Source organism: Streptomyces sp. NPDC054796 (genome assembly GCF_053611545.1).
The window spans coordinates 27,517-45,921 of the sequence record NZ_JBSHAO010000024.1 but is presented as its reverse complement, the minus strand read 5'-3'; the positions used below and the strand labels follow the sequence as shown (position 1 = coordinate 45,921).

Sequence of the window (18,405 nt, the reverse complement as noted above, 5' to 3'; positions counted from 1 at the left end):
GTTCGTGAAGTTCGAGTGCGCCGGCCGATGTACCGGCCCGGTGCAGTTCATCGGTCTCGTCCGGGGGAGTCACTCAGAACCGCCCGGCCCCGGGCCCTGAAGGCGCATCATGCCGCCGGGGAACTTGTCCTGGCATGCCTGCTGGGCCTTGGAGAATTCAGGGTCGTTCGGCTTGATGCCCGCTTCGGCGACGTTGATCGTCAGCTCGTTGCCCTTGACCTCGGGGTCGGGGAACTTCGGCAGGCCGTTCTCGCGCATGCACTTGGCCCACTCGGAGACCTTGGCCGGGTCGATGTCGCCGCCGCCGTTCTGCCCGCCCTGTCCCTGCGGTGCCAGGTCACGGCACGCCTGCATGGCGTCCTTGAAGTCCTGGGAGCTGGGGTCGACACCCTGGCCGGGGCTGATGTTGACGCGCCCGTTGGCGTCCTGCTTCGGGTCCGGGTAATCCGGAACGCCGTTCTCCCGCATGCACTTCGCGTGCTCCAGTGCCTGGTCGAAGCCGCTCTTCGGAGACGCGGACTTCTTGTCCGAATCCGATGACGCCGCCGAGGAGTCGTCCGAGCAGCCCGTGAGGAGGGCGCCGACGAAGACAGCCGAGACGGCGAGGAGGGTCTTTGCGCTACCGCGCTTGCTTGTGGTGAACATGGGACCAAGTTCTACGCGGCTCGCGGTCACACGACGGATACAAGCGCCGGTGTCCAGCACGAGATCGGCGAGGGTGCCGCACGGTGGGCCCCGGGCGCCCCTCGGCAGCACCTTCCGCGGTGTCTCCGTGAGCCGCTGACCAGGCACGAAGGGCGCACGGAGCGGGCCGGGACGGCGCAGGACACAGCAACGTCACGATGACGGCACAGCGATGCCCCGGCGGCCGTCCACCGGCTGCCGGGGCGTTCACTTCCCGTACGTGTCGCTGTTCCCGTGTCCTCGCGCGGGTGCGGGGTTACTCGGGTGCGGGGTTACGCCGTCACACCGCTGTCCCGCGGGCGCAGGCTGATCGCACCGGAGGGGCACCTCATGACGGCGGTACGCAGCGCGGCGGCCGGCGCGGGGTCCGTCGCGGCGGTGTCGAGGAGGACGACCTTTCCGTCGTCGTCCGACTGGTCGAAGACACCGGGCAGGAACAGCGTGCACTGTCCCGACCCCATGCATCTGTCGCGGTCCACCCTGATGCCCGTGTCCCCCACGGTGGTCTCCGCGTCTCCCACCGGGTTCTCGGCGTCTCCCACGGGCACCTCACCAGGTAACCGGCAGCGTTTCGACCCCGTACTGGGGCGCGAACAGCCGGAAGCGCAGTTCCTCGACGGGTACCGCCAGCTCCAGGCCGGGGAAACGCTCCAGGAGCCCCGCGAAGGCCATACGTAGCTGCATCCTGGCGAGCGAGGCTCCGACGCAGAAGTGGATGCCGTGCCCGAAGGCCATGTGCGTGGTGTTCTCGCGGGTGATGTCGAGGGTGTCCCGTGGCTCGCCGGGTGTCTCGGCGCGGTTGGCCGCCAGGAGCGAACAGGCGACGACCTCGCCCGCCTTGATGACACGGCCCGCGAGCGGCACGTCCTCCAGCGCGGTACGGGGTGAGGCACTGGAGACGACGGCCACATAGCGGAGCAGTTCCTCGACCGCCTGGTCCATCAGCTCAGGACGCTCCCTGAGCAGCGCCAGCTGGTCCGGGTGCTGCAACAGGGCCAGTGTGCCCAGCCCGAGCATCTGGGTGGAGCCTTCGAGGGCCGCGGCCATGAAGGAGGAGCAGATCCCGGCCAGTTCCTGGTCGGTGATGTCCGTTCCGTGGTCGCGGATGAGCATGCTGAGGAGATCGTCCCCCGGATCGGCCCGCTTCTGCTCCACGATCTTGACCAGGTAACGGTCGAACGCCTTGATGGCCACCATCTTCTTCTTGCTGCGGCTGGTGGCACGCACGTCGAGGATGCGGGCCAGCTCCGCCAGATCGTCGCGGGGGATGCCGAGCAGTCCGCAGGCGACCAGGCCGGGGACGGGCCAGGCGAAGTGCCGCATCAGATCGGCGGGCCGGCCTGCGCGCTCCATGACGTCGAGCTGATCCGCCACGATCTTCTCGATGATGGGTTCCATCCGGCGCATCCGGCGCACCGTGAACTCCGGTGTCAGCATCTTCCGGAGGCGGCCGTGCTCGGGCGGGTCGTACTGCAACAGATTGCCGGGCTCCACCAGTTGCTGGGAGTCCACCGCGCTCGCCGTGGGCGGCCGGGTGCTGAACCGCTCGGAGTCGCCGAGGATCGCGCGGACCTCGTCACGCCCGGTGGCGATCCAGTCGGAGAATCCGGGCTCCGGATCTTCGGTCAGCGGGGTCTCCACACTCATCCGGCTCAGCTCAGGCAGCGGGTCCAATCCGATCCGGCGCTTGTGCACGGGAATTTCTGATGCCTTCGACATGCGTCGACCTTTCACCCTTTCCGCCCGGCGGGGAAACACCGCGCCCGCCGAACCCTCCCACCCGGAATTCACATCACAGATGAGTGTGAAATCGCGCCGAACCCCTGTCAAGAACACCATTTCCGGGGCAGCGGCGGCCTTTTCCGGGCACGCTGAAGAATTCCCACTACGGGCTCTCCCCTGCTGCTCGCGCGCTCGCCGGAGCGTTCACCAGGTGACGGGCAGCGCCTCCACCCCGCGCTGGGGAGCGGACACGAAGAGCAGTTCCTCCGGTGGAACCGCCAGCCGCAGGCCGGGGAAGCGGTCCACCAGCCTCGCGAAGGCGATCCGCAGCTCCGACCTCACCAGCGCTGCACCTACGCAGAAGTGGATGCCGTGCCCGAAGGCCACGTGCGTCGCGTTCTCACGGGTGATGTCGAAGTCCTGCGGCTCCGCACTGTGCGCCCTGGAGCCGTTGGCCGCGGCCAGGGCGCAGGCCACGATCTCTCCCTTCCCGACCACTTGCCCCGCGACCGGCACGTCCGCGAGGGCCGTGCGCGGCGAGGCGATGGGCACGGGGGTCGCGTAGCGGAGGATCTCCTCGACGGCCTGGTCCATCAGCTCAGGGCGTCGACGGAGGAGGTCGAGCTGGTCCCGGTGCCGCAGCAGTGCCAGGGTGCCCAGGCCCAGCGTCCCGGACATGTTCTCCAGGCCGGCGGCCAGCAGGGCGGCGCAGAAGCCGACCAGTTCCGCGTCGTCGACCTCGGCGCCGTGCTCCCGTATCAGCGTGCTGATCAGGTCCTCGGCCGAAGGGGCGCGGCGCTTCCGCGCGACGAAGCGGGCGAGATATCCGTCGAACGCGTTCCCCGCGGCGACCATCAGCTTCCGGGGGCGGCCCGGGCGGCGGCTGAGGATCATGTTGCGGGTCAGGCCGGCCTGGTCGTCACGGGGGATCCCCAGCAGCGAGCAGCCGACCAGTCCCGGCACGGGCCAGGCGAAGTGGCGCACCAGGTCGGCGGGCCGCCCTGCCCGCTCCATGACGTCCAGCCGCTCCTCCACGATCCGCTCGATCATGGGCTCCATGCCGCGGGCGCGCCGCAGCGTGAACTCCGGCGTCAGCATCCTGCGGAGCCGGGTGTGTTCGGGCGGATCGCACTGGAGGGGGTTGCCCGGCTGGGAGAGCCCTCGGGCGTCGTCGTCGTTGTCCGCGGGAGGGCGCGTGCTGAACCGCTCGTCGGCGAGGACCGCCCGCACCTCGTCACGCCCTGTGGCCACCCAGTCGTGGCGCCCCGGTCCGTCGGCGCCGTCGAGGGGCACTCGGCGGCCGTCCGCCGGGACGCGGGCGAAGGGCGACGTGCGCCCGTCCGCGTCCCGGCGTCCTTCCAGCGGGTCCGGCATGTGACGTTCCCCCTTCGGCAGTCTCCGCGCCGTTGCCCGTTGCCCGTCGTCAGCCCTCCGCCGTCCGCCGTCCGCTACCAGGCGAGGGGGAGCTTCTCGACGCCGTAGGCGGCGAGCGTGAGCGGCCGGAAGCGGAGTTCCTCCGGCGGCACGGCCAGCCTCAGCTCCGGGAACCGGTCCAGCAGCGCGGACACGGCCAGCCGCATCTCCATCCTGGCCAGTGCCGCTCCCGTGCAGAAGTGGACTCCGTGCCCGAACGCCATGTGGTTGTTGTTCTCGCGGGTGATGTCGAAGTCGTCCGCCGGTGCGTCGGGGTCCTGGGCGCGGTTCACCGCGAGCAGGGAGCAGGAGACGATTTCCCCGGCCTTGATCACACGGTCCCCGACCGGCACGTCCTCCAGCGCGGTACGGGGTGAGGCGATGGGGACGACGGCCACGTAGCGGAACATCTCCTCGACGGCCTGGTCCATCAGCTCAGGGCGCTCCCTGAGCAGCGCGAGCTGATCGGGGTGCTCCAGCAGCGCCAGCATGCCCAGGCCCAGCATCCCCGCCATGTTCTCCAGGCCGGCGGCCAGCAGGGAGGCGCAGAAGCCGACCAGTTCCTTGTTCTCGACCTCCTCGCCGTAGTTCCTGATGAGCGTGCTGATCAGGTCGTCGGCTGAGGGGTCGCGGCGCTTCTGCGCGATGAAGCGGGTGAGGTACCCGTCGAACGCGTTCGCCGCGGCCAGCACCAGTTTGCGCGGGCGGTCGGTGCGACGGCTCAGGTCCATGTTGCGCGCCAGGTCCGGCTGGTCGTCGCGGGGGATGCCCAGCAGCGAGCAGCCGACCAGGCCCGGCACGGGCCAGGCGAAGTGCCGCATCAGGTCGGCGGGCTGACCGGCCCGCTCCATGACGTCCAGCCGGTCCCCCACGATCTTCTCGATCAGGGGCTCCATCCTGCGTATCCGTCGCAGGGTGAACTCCGGGCGCAGCATCTTGTGGATTCTGGTGTGCTCGGGCGGGTCGTACTGGAGGGGGTTGCCGATCTGGGTCAACTGCCGCGAGTCCTCGTCGGAGTCCGCGGGAGGGCGCGTGCTGAACCGCTCGTCGGCGAGGATGGCCCGGACCTCGTCACGCCCTGTGGCCACCCAGTCGTTGATGCCGGGGCCGGAGTCCCCGGTGAGCGGGGTCTCCACGCTCATCCGGCTCAGCTCGGGCAAGGGGTCCTGTCTGATCCGCTGTTGGTGCACGGGAAGGTCCGACGGTTTGACGCCGCCCCGGTGCCTGCGCGTAGGAGGGTCTGCTGGTCTTGTCATTCGTGGGCCCCTTTCGGCCTTTCTTCGCGTCCGTGGCCACCGGCAGGGGAATCACCGCACTCCCGGGCCGTTCGACGTGGAATAACCAGGCCACGAACGATTCTCAGATCGCGCCCTGAGCCTGTCAACGGCGTCCATCCGAAGCGGTCCCGGACGCTTTTCCCCGGCATATGGAATTTCGCGCTCCATTCCTCGCGCGCGCTTCCTCGCGTGCGTGAAGAGCGGAGAACCAGAGGAAAGAATTCCGGCTCCGCTTCTCACGGACCGCGCCCGGCGGGTGCGGTGGACACCGCACCCGCCGGGCCGCTTCACGACCGGCCGGACCCCCGCAGGGCCTCCGCCACGATGCGGCCGATGCCCGACAGGTGAGCCGCCTGAAGCATGTCGTTGTGGTTGACGGCCACTTCGTGCGTGATGATCTCCCCGTCCGTGTAGGGCTTCCAGGTGGCGACGGCCTCCGGCACCGGCAGGTCAGCGGGCCGGTCCTCCGTCGCGACGAACAGTGTGATGTCGCCCCGCGACTTGCGCGGTGTGTGGTCCTGTGCGAGGGAGACCGTGTTCCGCATGATCTCCTGCATGTTCGACACGACGGGACCGCTCACCCCCATCGGGAAGGGCGCGCCCTCGCCAGGTGAGGTCTGGAAGTCGCGGATCTCCCCTGCGGTGTCGTCCCCGGCTCCGGCCCCGGCCCCGACCCCGGCTCCCCCGGTGGGGTCCTCGGCCCCGGTGAAGGTGGACCTGCCCAGGACTCCGGGGTAGCCGTCGAGCAGCGCGAGGAGTGCCACCTCTTCGCCCAGTTCCTCCAGCCTGGTGGCCAGTGCCTGGGCGATCACTCCGCCCACGGACCACCCGAGGAGGTGGTACGGGCCGGAAGGCTGGACCGAACGGATCTGCTCCGCGTAGTCGGCCACCATCTCCTCGACCGTCCCCGGCAGGTGCTCAGGGCCGCCCAGCCCGCGGGCCTGGATTCCGTAGACCGGCTGGTCCGCTGGCAGGTGCGGGAGGATCGCGGCGTAGCCCCAGCTCAGGCCGGTGCTGTGGTGCAGGCAGAACAGCGGGGGGCGGCTGCCCTCGGAGCGCAGCGGCAGCAGCACTTCGAGGTCGTCGCGGTTCCTGACGGTCCGCAGTCCTGTCCCCGCCTGCTCGTCGTGGTGCGCGGCGCCGCGCACCGTCAGCAGACCGGCGGTGGTCCGCTTCGCCCGCTCGCCGGTGCGCAGCATCCGGTCCCCGTCCGGGCCGAAGGGGCAGGCGACGAACAGCTCGCCGGTCCGCCCTGGCGCGTCCAGGTAGCCGCGTGCCAGCGGGGACCCGGCGACGTAGAGGTCGCCGACGACGCCGGGCGGCACCGGGCGCAGGAGGTCGTCCAGGACGTAGGCGCGGGTGTTCCGCACCGGCCGCCCCGTAGGTGTCTCCGTCGGCAGGAGCTGCCCGGCCCCGCTCCGCTGGTCGAGCCACGCCGTCGCGGTCTCCGCTGTTCCGTAGCCGCTCACGAGGGGCACGTCCGGACGGTGGCGCTGCCACTCGGCCAGGTCGTCCACGGTCACCTGTGCGCCGTCCGCGACCAGGACCTCCGCGTACGGCAGCGGTCCTGCCGGGTGCTCTTCGAGGGCCGCCAGCCGGTCGCGCGTGGTGACGAGCAGGGACGTGGTGGCGGACGTGGTGGCCTGCGCGGAGGAGTCCGCGGTCTCCTGGCCCGGCACGCCGAACCGCACTCCGCCACCGGCGCACAGTGCCGCCAGCAGGGGTGTGATCAGCTCGGGAACAGGGGCCCGTGCGTCCAGGGTCGCCGCCCGGCCCGCCGGGAGGCTGTGCATCCGGTGCGCCACCTGGCTCGTCAGCGTGGTGTGCTCGACGACGGCGCCGGCCGTGCCGCCGGCCGGTGTCGTCGCGTCGTACACGAGAGCCGCGTTGCCGGGGAGCGGGGCCTGTCCCGCGCCCTGCCCGTGCCCTGCGGTCTTCTGCCGCGGCGAACCGCTGACGACGGCGCCGTCCGGTCCGTCGAGCAGGACCACGGGGACCGTGCTTCCCGAGGGCAGCAGGGCGGCCGTGGCCGCCGTGCACAGCAGTGCGGCCGGCCGGCCCGGGGCTGAGAGGACGCTCTCCAACGACCCTTCCGGGTCGGCGGGGAGGAACGCGGCGCCCGACTTGAGCACGCCGAGCAGCCCTGTGACCAGTGCCGTGGTGGGTGGCAGCGCCACTGCCACGGTGTCCTCCGCACCGGCTCCCAGCGCGTTCAGGTGGCGGGCGATCCGGCCGGTCACGGCCTCCAGTTCCCGGTAGTCGAGCGTCCCCTCGGCCGAGGTGACCGCGACGGCACCGGGGGTGCGGGCCGCCTGCTGGGACAGCAGCTCGACGACCGTGCCCTCCGGAGTCCCGGCCGCCGTGTCGTCGACGGTTTCCACCAGCCGACGGTGTTCGTCCTCGCCCAGCAGGACATCGACCTGGCTCAGCCGGAGCTGCGGGTCTTCCGCCACCTGCTCCAGCACACGGACGAGACGCTGCGCGAGCGCGGCAGCGGTGTCGCGGTCGAACAGCTCCGTCGCATACCGCAGGGTTCCGTCCATGCCGTCCGGACTGCCGTCGTCCTCCTGCCGCTCGGTGAGGTGGAAGGAGAGATCCGTCGGAGAGACGTCGGCCTCCATGGGCAGCCGGGTGGTGTCCAGTCCCGGCAGCTCCGAGGTGTCCCACTTCTCCGCGACATCGTCCTGCACCTCCAGCGTGACCTGGAACACCGGGTGTGCCGAGGTGGTCGGCGGGAGCGGCAGCTCCTCCACCACCCGTTCAAAGGGGACGTCCTGGTACGCGTAGGCGGACAGGGTGGTCTCCCTGACCCGGCCGAGCAGCTCGACGAAGGTGGGGTCGCCCGTGGTGTCCGTACGCAGTGCCAGCCGGTCGGTGAAGGGACCGACCAGTCCGTCGAGCCCTTCCTCGTCGTCCTGGCGCAGCAGCGGGGTGCCCAGCGTGAGATCGGTTCCCGCACCGAGCCGCGTCAGCAGGACGGCGAGCGCGGTGTGGACCGCCATGAAGGCGGAGGCGCCGTGCTCTTCGGCGGTCTCCATCAGCCGGTCGTGCGCCTCGGCGCCCAGTGCCAGCGGTACGGAGTCCGCGCGGTGCGAGGGACGCACGGGCCGCGGGCGGTCCGTGGGCAGCGGGGTCTCGGGGGCGAGGCCGCCCAGGGTGTTGCGCCAGTAGGTGAGCTGATCGCTGATCAGGCTGTCCGTGTCCTCCTCGCCCTGGAGCAGCTCCCGCTCCCACAGCGCGTAGTCGGCGAACTGGAGCGGCAGCGGCGCCCGCTCCGACACCCGGCCCTCGCTCCTGGCCCCGTACGCCGCGGCCAGGTCGCGCACCAGCAGGTCAAGCGACGCCTCGTCAGTGGCGATCCTGTGCACCACCAGGGACAGCACGTGGTCCGTCTCCGAGAGCGTGAACAGACGCTGGCTCCACGGGGTGTCCGTGGTCAGGTCGAACCGGTGCCTGGCGTGGGCGGCCAGCAGCTCCGGAAGTTCGTCCTCGGTCGCCGGTGTGACGGTCAGCGCGGGGCGTGCTCCCTCGGCGTCGGCGTCCAGTACGTGCTGACGCGGGCCCGCGTCGCCGTTGGTGCCGTCGCTGCCATCGCTGCCGTCGCTGTCCTCGGTGAAGGTGGTCCGCAGGATCTCGTGGCGTGCCGCCACGTCGCCGAGAGCGGCTTCCAGTGCCGCCGCGTCCAGGCCGCCGCCCAGCCGCAGGGCGAGCGGGAGCTGCTGGGCACCGGCCTCCGGCGACGTACGGTCGAGTTGCCAGGTACGCCGCTGGCTCGCGGTGAGAGGAACCTCGCCCGAGTGCTCGACGGGACGCAGCTCCGGACGCACCTTCGCTTCCAGCAGCCGGGCCACGCCGAGCGGCGTCGAGGAGCCGAAGAACTGACGCATGCTCAGCTCGGCGCCCAGCTCCGTCCTGATCCGCCCGGCCAGTCGCATCGCCAGGGTGGAGTTGCCGCCCACGTCGAAGAAGTTGTCGTCGACGCCGACCCGTTCGAGGTCGAGCACCTCCGCGAACAGCGCGCACAGCGCCTTCTCCGTCTCGGTCTCCGGGGCCCGGCCCGAAACCCGTTCGCCGAGATCGGGCACCGGCAGAGCGGTCCGGTCGAGCTTGCCGTTGGCCGTCAGCGGCAAGGCATCCAGAACCATGACCGCGGACGGAACCATGTAGTCGGGCAGCGTCTTGGCGACGTGCTCCCGGAGCTGCTGCTGGTCGATCTCCTGTGCCTCGGGGACGACGTAACCGATCAGCCGCCTGTCGCCCGGACGCTCCTCGCGGACCACGACGGCGGCCTGGCCGACATCGGGGTGCGAGGCGAGCACGGACTCGATCTCACCGGGCTCGACACGGAAGCCGCGGATCTTGACCTGTTCGTCCGCACGGCCCGCGAACTCCAGCAGACCGTCGGCCGTCCAACGGGCCAGGTCACCCGAGCGGTACATGCGGGCGCCCGGCACGAACGGGTTGGCCACGAACCGCTCCGCCGTCAGATCCGGGCGGCCGTTGTAACCGCGCGCGAGTCCCGCACCCGAGACATACAGCTCACCCACCGCACCCACGGGAGCGGGCTTGAGGAAGTCGTCCAGGACGAAGACCTGCGCGTTGCCGATCGGGGCGCCGATCGCGGGCGGGGCATCGTCCGGGGTGATGCCCTCCTCCAGCAACGTCGCCGTGGTGATGACGGTGGCCTCGGTCGGACCGTAGGTGTTCCACACCCGCGACTGGGCCCGCCACTTCGCCGCCAGGTCGGCGCTGAGACGTTCCGCGCCCAGCACCCAGTTCTCCACACCAGGAACCGATCCCGGCTCCAGCACCCCGAGCAGGGACGGTACGACGCTTGCGACGCTCACACCGGCGTCGCGGATCATCGCGGCCAGCGCTTGGGGCTCCAACCGCTCCTCGTTGGACGCGACGGCAAGCGTGCCGCCCCCGCCCAGTGTGACGGCCACATCCAGCACCGCAGCGTCGAAGGAGAACGAGGCGAACTGGAGCGCCACTGTTCCCTGGCTCACGCCGAGGACGGGACGCATCACCTCCGCCAGGTTCGCCACACCACCATGCGCGACCGCCACGCCCTTGGGACGGCCCGTCGAACCCGACGTGTAGATGACGTACGCCAACTGCTCCGGTGAGAGAGACACCTCAAGCGGCTCGGACGCCTTCGACCCGATCGTCGCCGCGATGTCCCGGTCGTCCAGCAGCACCACATCCGCGACCCCGGCCGGGACCCGGTCCTCGGTACCGGACACGGCCAGAACCACCGACGCCGCACTGTCGGACACCATGTACGCGAGCCGGTCGGCGGGGTAATCGGGGTCGAGGGGGACGTAGGCGCCCCCGGCCTTCCACACACCCAGCATCCCCACGACCATGTCCACACCACGCGGCAAGCACAGACCCACCCGCGACTCACGCCCCACACCCAGGCCCCTCAGATACCGGCCCAACCGGTTGGCACGCGCCTCCAACTCCCCGTACGACAGCACCTGATCGCCGGACCACACCGCGACCGCGTCGGCAGCCGAAGCAGCCCACCCGGCAAACAGCTCCGGCACGGAACCCGCCGACACCGGTCGCACCGTGTCGTTCCACTCCTTCACCACCCGCGCGCGTTCGGCCTCGTCCAGCACCTCGACATCCGCCAAGCGCACATCGGGGTCGGCGGCCACCTGCTCCAGCACCCTGGCCAAACGGCCGGAGAGGGCCTGAACGGTGGCCTCGTCGAACAGGTCGGCCGCGTACAGGATGCCGCCGCCAAGCCCCGCCGGAGCACCCTCCGCGTCGTAACGCTCGGCGAAGGTCACCGACAGGTCGAACCTCGCCGGGGGTGCCTCCGAAGGCGGCACTGCGCTCACTTCCAGGCCCGGCAGCTCCCACCGTGCCTCGGGCACGTTCTGGAGGGCGAGCATGACCTGGAAGAAGGGGTTGCGCGACATCGACCGGGCGGGGTTCAGCTCGTCCACCAGGCGCTCGAACGGCACGTCCTGGTGCGCGTACGCCGCCAGATCCGTGTCCCGCATCCGCGCCAGCAGATCCACGAACGACGGATCGCCGCTCAGATCCGCGCGCAGGACAAGGGTGTTGACGAAGAACCCGGCCAGGTCCTCCAGCTCCGCGTCGTTGCGGCCCGCGATCGGGGTGCCCATCGGGATGTCCTCGCCCGCACCCATGCGGGCCAGCAGCACCGACATGGCAGCGTGGACGACCATGAACATGGTGGCCCGGCCGCGCCCCGCCACCTCCACCAGCCGCGCATGCGTCTCCGCGTCCACTCCGACCGGCACCGAACCGCTGCGGAAGGAGGGGACGGCTCGACGAGGACGGTCGGCGGGCAGCACCAGTTCCTGCGGCGCACCGGCCAGTGCCTCACGCCAGTAGCCGAGCTGGCTGCTGACGACGCTCTCCTCGTCCTCCAGCTCGCCCAGCACCTCACGCTGCCACAGCGCGTAGTCCGCGTACTGCACCGGGAGCGGCGCCCAGTCCGGTTCCCTGCCTGCGTCGCGGGCGGCGAACGCCGTCTCCAGATCACGGGCGAGTACGCCCATCGACCAGCCGTCGGAGGCGATGTGGTGCGTCACGATCAGTAGCACATGGTCCGTCGGCGTGATCCGCAGCAGCGTCACACGCCAGGGAAGGTCCGTGCTCACGTCGAAGCCCCGGCCTGCCTCAGCGGCCAGTGCCTCCTGCCACGTGGCCTCGTCGGTATCCACCACGGTCAGCGGAGGATGTGCGGCCTCGCCCTCCAGAATCCGCTGATGCGGCACCCCTTCCACGTCGGGGAAGACCGTCCGCAGCGTTTCGTGCCGCTCCGCCACGTCGCCCAGGGCCGCAGTGAGGACGGACACGTCCAGGTCCCCGGAAATCCGCAGCGCCAGAGGCAAGTTGTAGGCGGCTGCCGCCTCGGGGCTCTCCTGCATCCGGTTGAGGAGCCACATCCGGTGCTGCGCGAACGACAGCGGAAGCACCTCGGGACGGTTCTGCCGGACGAGCTTGATCCGGCTGCCGCCCTCCGCGTCCGCGATCGCCCGTGCGACGCCGGCGACCGTCGGCGCACCGAACAGTTCTCGGATGCTCACCTCCGTGTCCAGCACAGAGCGCACTCGCGCGATCAGGCGCATCGCCAGCAGCGAGTCACCGCCCAGTTCGAAGAAGGACTCCTCCGCTCCCACCCGCTCCAGCCCCAGTACCTCGCCGAACAGCCCGGCCAGCACGACTTCGGTGGGCGTTTCGGGGCCGCGCCCCTCGGCTCGGCCGGACAGCTCGGGGGCGGGCAGGACGGCGCGGTCGAGCTTGCCGTTGACCGTCAACGGCAGCGCGTCGAGCGTGAGCACCGACGTCGGGACCATGTAGTCCGGAAGCCGCTCACCTGCGAACTCCAGCAGCCCCGTGGTGTCCAGCTCATCATTCACCGCGGGGACCACGTAGGCCGTCAGCCGCTTGTCGCCGGGCCGGTCCTCGCGGACCATGACGGCGGCCTGGCCGACGTCGGGGTGCGAGGCGAGCACGGACTCGATCTCGCCGGGCTCGACGCGGAAGCCGCGGATCTTGACCTGTTCGTCCGCACGGCCCGCGAACTCCAGCAGACCGTCCGCAGTCCAGCGGGCCAGGTCGCCCGAGCGGTACATCCGGGCGCCCGGCACGAACGGGTTGGCCACGAACCGCTCCGCCGTCAGATCCGGGCGGCCGTTGTAACCACGTGCCAGACCCGCACCCGAGACATACAGCTCACCCACCGCACCCACGGGAGCGGGCTTGAGGAAGTCGTCCAGGACGAAGACCTGTGCGTTGCCGATCGGGGCGCCGATCGCGGGCGGGGCATCGTCCGGGGTGATGCCCTCCTCCAGCAACGTCGCCGTGGTGATGACGGTCGCCTCGGTCGGACCGTAGGTGTTCCACACCCGCGACTGGGCCCGCCACTTGGCCGCCAAGTCCGCGCTCAGGCGTTCCGCGCCCAGCACCCAGTTCCCCACACCGGGAACCGATCCCGGCTCCAGCACCCCGAGCAGGGACGGCACCACACTCGCGACGCTCACACCGGCCTCGCGAATCATGGTCGCCAGCGCCTGGGGCTCCAACCGCTCCTCACTGGACGCGACGGCAAGCGTGCCGCCCCCGCCCAGTGTGACGGCCACATCCAGCACCGCCGCATCGAACGAGAACGACGCGAACTGCAACGCCACCGTCCCCTCCTCCACACCGAGGACGGGACGCATCACCTCCGCCAGATTCGCCACACCACCATGCGCGACCGCCACACCCTTCGGACGGCCCGTCGAACCCGACGTATAAATCACATACGCCAACTGCTCCGGTGAGAGAGACACCTCGGGCCGCGCGGACGACTCCGACGCGACGGCCGCCGCCACCTCCCCGTCATCCAGCACCACTACAGATGCCGCGCCGCCCTCAAGCTGCGCCACCGTCTCCCCAGTGGCCAGCACAACCGTGGCCGCGCTGTCGGACACCATGTACGCGAGCCGGTCGGCGGGGTAATCGGGGTCGAGGGGGACGTAGGCGCCCCCGGCCTTCCACACGCCCAACAGTCCGACGATCATGTCGACGCCACGCGGCAGACACAGACCCACCCGCGACTCACGCCCCACACCCAGGCCCCTCAGATACCGGCCCAACCGGTTGGCACGTGCCTCCAACTCCCCATACGACAGCACCTGATCGCCCGACCGCACCGCGACCGCGTCGGCAGCCGAAGCAGCCCACCCGGCAAACAGCTCCGGCACGGAACCCGCCGACACCGGCCGCGTCGTGTCGTTCCACAGTTCGACGACGGAGGACCGTTCGGACGGGCTCAGTACGTCGATGTCGCTGAGGCGGATCTTCGGGTTGGCGGCCACCTGCTCCAGCACCCTGGCCAGTCGGTCGGACAGGGCCTGGGCAGTCGCCTCGTCGAACAGGTCGGCCGCGTACAGGATGCCGCCGCCGAGACCGGCCGGTGCGCCTTCCGCGTCGTAACGCTCACCCAGGGTCACCGACAGGTCGAACCTCGCCGGGGGCTCCGATACCGAGCGCACGGGCTGTACGCGAAGGTTCGACAGCTCCCACTCAGCCTCCGGCACATTCGCCAGCGCGAGCATGACCTGGAAGAGGGGGTTGCGCGACATCGTACGGGTCGGGTTCAGCTCGTCCACCAGGCGCTCGAACGGCACGTCCTGATGCGCGTACGCCGCCAGATCCGTCTCCCGCACCCGCTCCAGGAGGTCAACGAACGACGGATCGCCGCTCAGATCCGCGCGCAGGACAAGGGTGTTGACGAAGAACCCGGCCAGGTCCTCCAGCTTCGCGTCCCCACGACCGGCGATCGGCGTGCCCAGCGGGATGTCCTCGCCCGCGCCCATGCGCGAGAGAAGCACCGACATGGCAGCGTGCACGACCATGAACATGGTGGCCCGGCCACGCCCCGCCACGTCCACCAGCCGCGCATGTGTACGGGCATCCACTCCCATCGGCACGGAACCGCTGCGGAAGGAGGGGACGGCGGGGCGGGGCCGGTCGGCGGGCAGGGTCAGCTCCTGCGGCGCGTCCGCCAGTGCCTCACGCCAGTACCCCAACTGGGCGCTGGCCAGGCTCTCCTCGTCCTCCAGCTCGCCCAGAACCTCGCGCTGCCACAGCGCGTAGTCCGCGTACTGCACCGGCAGGGCGTCCCAGCCGGGTTCCGTGTCCGCGCTCCGTGCGGCGTAGGCGGCTTCCATGTCGCGGGCGAGTACGCCCATCGACCAGCCGTCGGAGGCGATGTGGTGTGCCACGATCAGCAGCACATGGTCCGTCGGCGTGATCCGCAGCAGCGTCACACGCCAGGGAAGGTCCGTGCTCACGTCGAACGGGCGGCGCGCACGCTCGGCGAGGCTCTCCTCCACGTGGTCCTCGTCGGTGTCCACCACGGTCAGCGGAGGATGCGCGGCCTCGCCCTCCAGGATCCGCTGGCGTGGCACCCCTTCCACGTCGGGGAAGACCGTCCGCAGTGTCTCGTGGCGGTCCGCCACGTCGTTCAGCGCCGCTTCGAGCGCCGCCACGTTCAGCTCGCCCGAGATCCGCAGCGCCATGGGCAGGTTGTAGGCAGCGGCGGCTCCAGGGCCCGTCTCCTGCATCCGGTTGAGGAGCCACATCCGCTGCTGGGCGAACGACAGCGGAAGCACCTCGGGACGCGTCCTGGGTTGCAGGACGACCCGGCCCCGGGTCTCTGTGCCGTCGATCAGGCGGGCGACGCCGGCGACCGTCGGCGCGCCGAACAGCTCCCGGATGCTCACCTCCGTGTCCAGCACAGAGCGCAACCGCGCGATCAGCCGCATCGCCAGCAGCGAGTCACCGCCCAGTTCGAAGAAGGACTCCTCCGCGTTGACGCGCTCCAGGCCCAGCACCTCGCCGAACAGCCCGGCCAGCACTTCTTCGGTGGGCGTCGCGGGTGCGCGGCCTTCCCTCGTGGCGAGGTCGGGAGCGGGCAGGACGGCGCGGTCGAGCTTGCCGTTGACCGTCAGCGGCAGCGCGTCGAGCGTCAGCACAGACGTCGGGACCATGTACTCCGGAAGCCGCTCACCGGCGAACTCCAGCAGTTTCGCGGTGTCCAGCGCCCCCTCTGTGACGGGGACGACGTAGGCGACGAGCCGCTTGTCGCCGAGCCGGTCCTCGCGCACGACGACGGCGGCCTGGGACACCTCCGGATGCGAGGCGACAACCGACTCCACCTCGCCGGGCTCGACCCGGAAGCCGCGGATCTTCACCTGCTCGTCCGCACGGCCCGCGAACTCCAGCAGACCGTCCGCGGTCCAGCGGGCCAGGTCACCCGAGCGGTACATCCGGGCACCCGACACGAACGGGTTGGCCACGAACCGCTCCGCCGTCAGATCCGGGCGGCCGTTGTAACCACGTGCGAGCCCAGCGCCCGACACATACAGCTCACCCGTCACACCAGGAGGCACCGGCCGCAGGAACCCGTCCAGGACAAAGACCTGCGCGTTCCCGATCGGGGCGCCGATCGCGGGCGGGGCATCGTCGGAGGCGATGCCCTCGTTCAGGAGGGTGGCGGTGGTGATGACGGTCGCCTCGGTCGGGCCATACGTGTTCCACACCCTGGACTGGGCCCGCCAGCGCGCGGCCAGATCGGCACTGAGGCGTTCCGCGCCCAGCACCCAGTTCTCCACACCCGGCACCGACGTCGGTTCCAGCACCCCGAGCAGGGACGGCACCACACTCGCGACGCTCACCCCGGCCTCGCGGATCATGGCCGCCAGCGCCTCGGGCTCCAACCGCTCCTCACTCGACGCGACGGCAAGAGTGCCGCCCCCACCCAGCGTGACGGCCACATCCAGCACCGCCGCATCGAACGAGAACGACGCGAACTGAAGCGCCGTCACGCCCTCCTCCACACCGAGGACAGGACGCATCACCTCCGCCAGATTCGCCACACCACCATGCGCGACCGCCACACCCTTCGGCCGCCCCGTCGAACCCGACGTATAAATCACATACGCCAACTGCTCCGGCGCAACAGACACCGACAACGGCTCAGACGACCCCGATGCGACGGCCGCCGCGACCTCCCCGTCATCCAGCACCACCACAGATGCCGCGCCGCCCTCAAGCTGCGCCACCGTCTCCCCAGTGGCCAGCACAACCGTGGCCGCACTGTCGGCCACCATGTACGCGAGCCGGTCGGCGGGGTACTCGGGGTCGAGCGGCACATACGCGCCCCCCGCCTTCCACACACCCAGCATCCCCACGACCATGTCCACACCACGCGGCAGACACAGCCCCACCCGCGACTCACGCCCCACACCCAGACCCGACAAATACCGGCCCAGACGATTCGCCCGCTCCTCCAACTCCCCATACGACAGCACCTGATCGCCCGACCGCACCGCCACCGCACCCGGAGCCGAAGCAGCCCACCCGGCGAACAGCTCCGGCACGGAACCCGCCGACACCGGCCGCGCCGTGTCGTTCCACTCCCCCACCACCAACGCACGCTCGGCCTCGTCCAGCACCTCGACATCCGCCAAGCGCGCCGCAGGATCAGCGACCATCTGTTCCAGCACCCGCACCAGACGGTCGAGGACCGACTGGATGGTGTCACGGTCGAACAGGTCGGGCCGGTAGTCGATCTTGCAGGGCATACGCTCGCCGGGAGCGACAAGAAGGGTGAGCGGATAGTGCGCCGACTCCTGCCCGCCGGCGAAGGTGATGGCGAAGGTGTCCGGGCTGGGAGCCGCGGCCGGGGGCCGGGGGTAGTTCTCGTAGACGACGAGCGTGTCGAAGGTCGCTCCGGGGCCGGAGATCCGCTGCACCTCGGGGAGCCCGATGTGCTGGTGTGCCATCAGGGCCGACTGGCGTGCCTGAAGCTCCGTCAGCATCTCCAGCACCGACTGACCGCCCTGGAGGCGGACCCGCACCGGAAGGGTGTTCATCGTCAGGCCGACCATCGACTCGACGCCCGGCAGCTCCGTCGGCCGCCCGGCCGAGGTGGCGCCGAACACGACGTCGTCGCGTCCGGTCAGCCGTGACAGCACGAGCGCCCAGGCGCCCTGGATCACCGAGTTGACCGTCAGGTCATTGCCCCGTGCCATCCGGACCAGGTCCTGGGACAGCCTCGGGGGGATCTCATCGGTGAGCCCTTCGAGCGCCACCGTCGACCGGGCCGGGTCCGCGGGGGCCACGAGTGTCGGCTCGTCGACGCCCGCCAGTTCCGCGCGCCACGCGTCCCGCGCCGCGTCCTTGTCCTGTCGGCTCAACCACGCCAGATAGTCACGGTAGGAAGTCGTCCGCGGCAGACCCGAGGTGTCGCCGCCCGCCACGTAAACGGTGAACATCTCATTGATCAGAATCGGCAGTGACCAGCCGTCCATCAGGATGTGATGGCTCGTGATCATCAGCCGGTGCCGCTCCTCGCCCAGCCGGACGAGCCGCATGCGCAGCAGTGGCGCGACGGTGAGGTCGAGCCGCTCCGTGCGCTCCTGCCCGGCCAGGCGGTCCAGCTCGGTCAGGGCATCGGCCTCCGGCATCCCGGAGAGGTCCGTCTCCCGCCACGGCAGTGCCACCTGGCGCGCGATGACCTGGACCGCCTCACCGGACTTGCGTCGGCGGAAGCTCGCCCGCAGCACGGCATGCCGGGCCAGCAGCCCTTCCCATGACCTCCGCAGGCGGGCCACGTCCAGGGGGCCGATCAGTTCAAGTGTCCGCTGTCCCTGGTAGACGTCAGGTCCCTCGTCATCGAAGGTCGCGTGGAACAGCATCCCCTCCTGCAACGGCGACAGAGGCCACACGTCTTCGACACGGGATCGGGTCATCGCTCTTTCTCCTCACA

At 70.5% G+C, this 18,405-nt stretch carries 6 protein-coding genes; all 6 read right to left on the bottom strand.

The annotated features are described in order from the left end of the window. Positions 1-69: 69 nt before the first annotated feature. The gene (locus ACWGJ2_RS20740; RefSeq protein ID WP_453347610.1) at positions 70-645 is read right to left on the bottom strand and encodes a hypothetical protein; all 576 of its coding nucleotides are present in this window, start codon (positions 643-645) and stop codon (positions 70-72) included. A 311-nt stretch (positions 646-956) separates the two neighbouring features. Further along, the gene (locus tag ACWGJ2_RS20735; RefSeq protein WP_453347609.1) at positions 957-1,226 is read right to left on the bottom strand and encodes a ferredoxin; all 270 of its coding nucleotides are present in this window, start codon (positions 1,224-1,226) and stop codon (positions 957-959) included. A gap of 7 nt (positions 1,227-1,233) precedes the next feature. After that, positions 1,234-2,403 carry a cytochrome P450 gene (locus ACWGJ2_RS20730; protein ID WP_453347608.1) on the bottom strand — a complete coding sequence of 390 codons (1,170 nt, stop codon included), beginning with the start codon at positions 2,401-2,403 and terminating at the stop codon, positions 1,234-1,236. Positions 2,404-2,610: 207 nt separating this feature from the next. After that, the gene (locus tag ACWGJ2_RS20725; protein WP_453347607.1) at positions 2,611-3,780 is read right to left on the bottom strand and encodes a cytochrome P450; all 1,170 of its coding nucleotides are present in this window, start codon (positions 3,778-3,780) and stop codon (positions 2,611-2,613) included. Positions 3,781-3,854: 74 nt separating this feature from the next. Further along, positions 3,855-4,979 (bottom strand): cytochrome P450, encoded by a 1,125-nt coding sequence (locus tag ACWGJ2_RS20720; RefSeq protein WP_453347606.1) that lies wholly within the window; start codon positions 4,977-4,979, stop codon positions 3,855-3,857. Between the two features lie 404 nt (positions 4,980-5,383). Next, positions 5,384-18,388: an amino acid adenylation domain-containing protein gene (locus ACWGJ2_RS20715; protein ID WP_453347605.1), complete on the bottom strand. Its 13,005-nt coding sequence runs from the start codon at positions 18,386-18,388 to the stop codon at positions 5,384-5,386. Between the last annotated feature and the right edge of the window lie 17 nt (positions 18,389-18,405).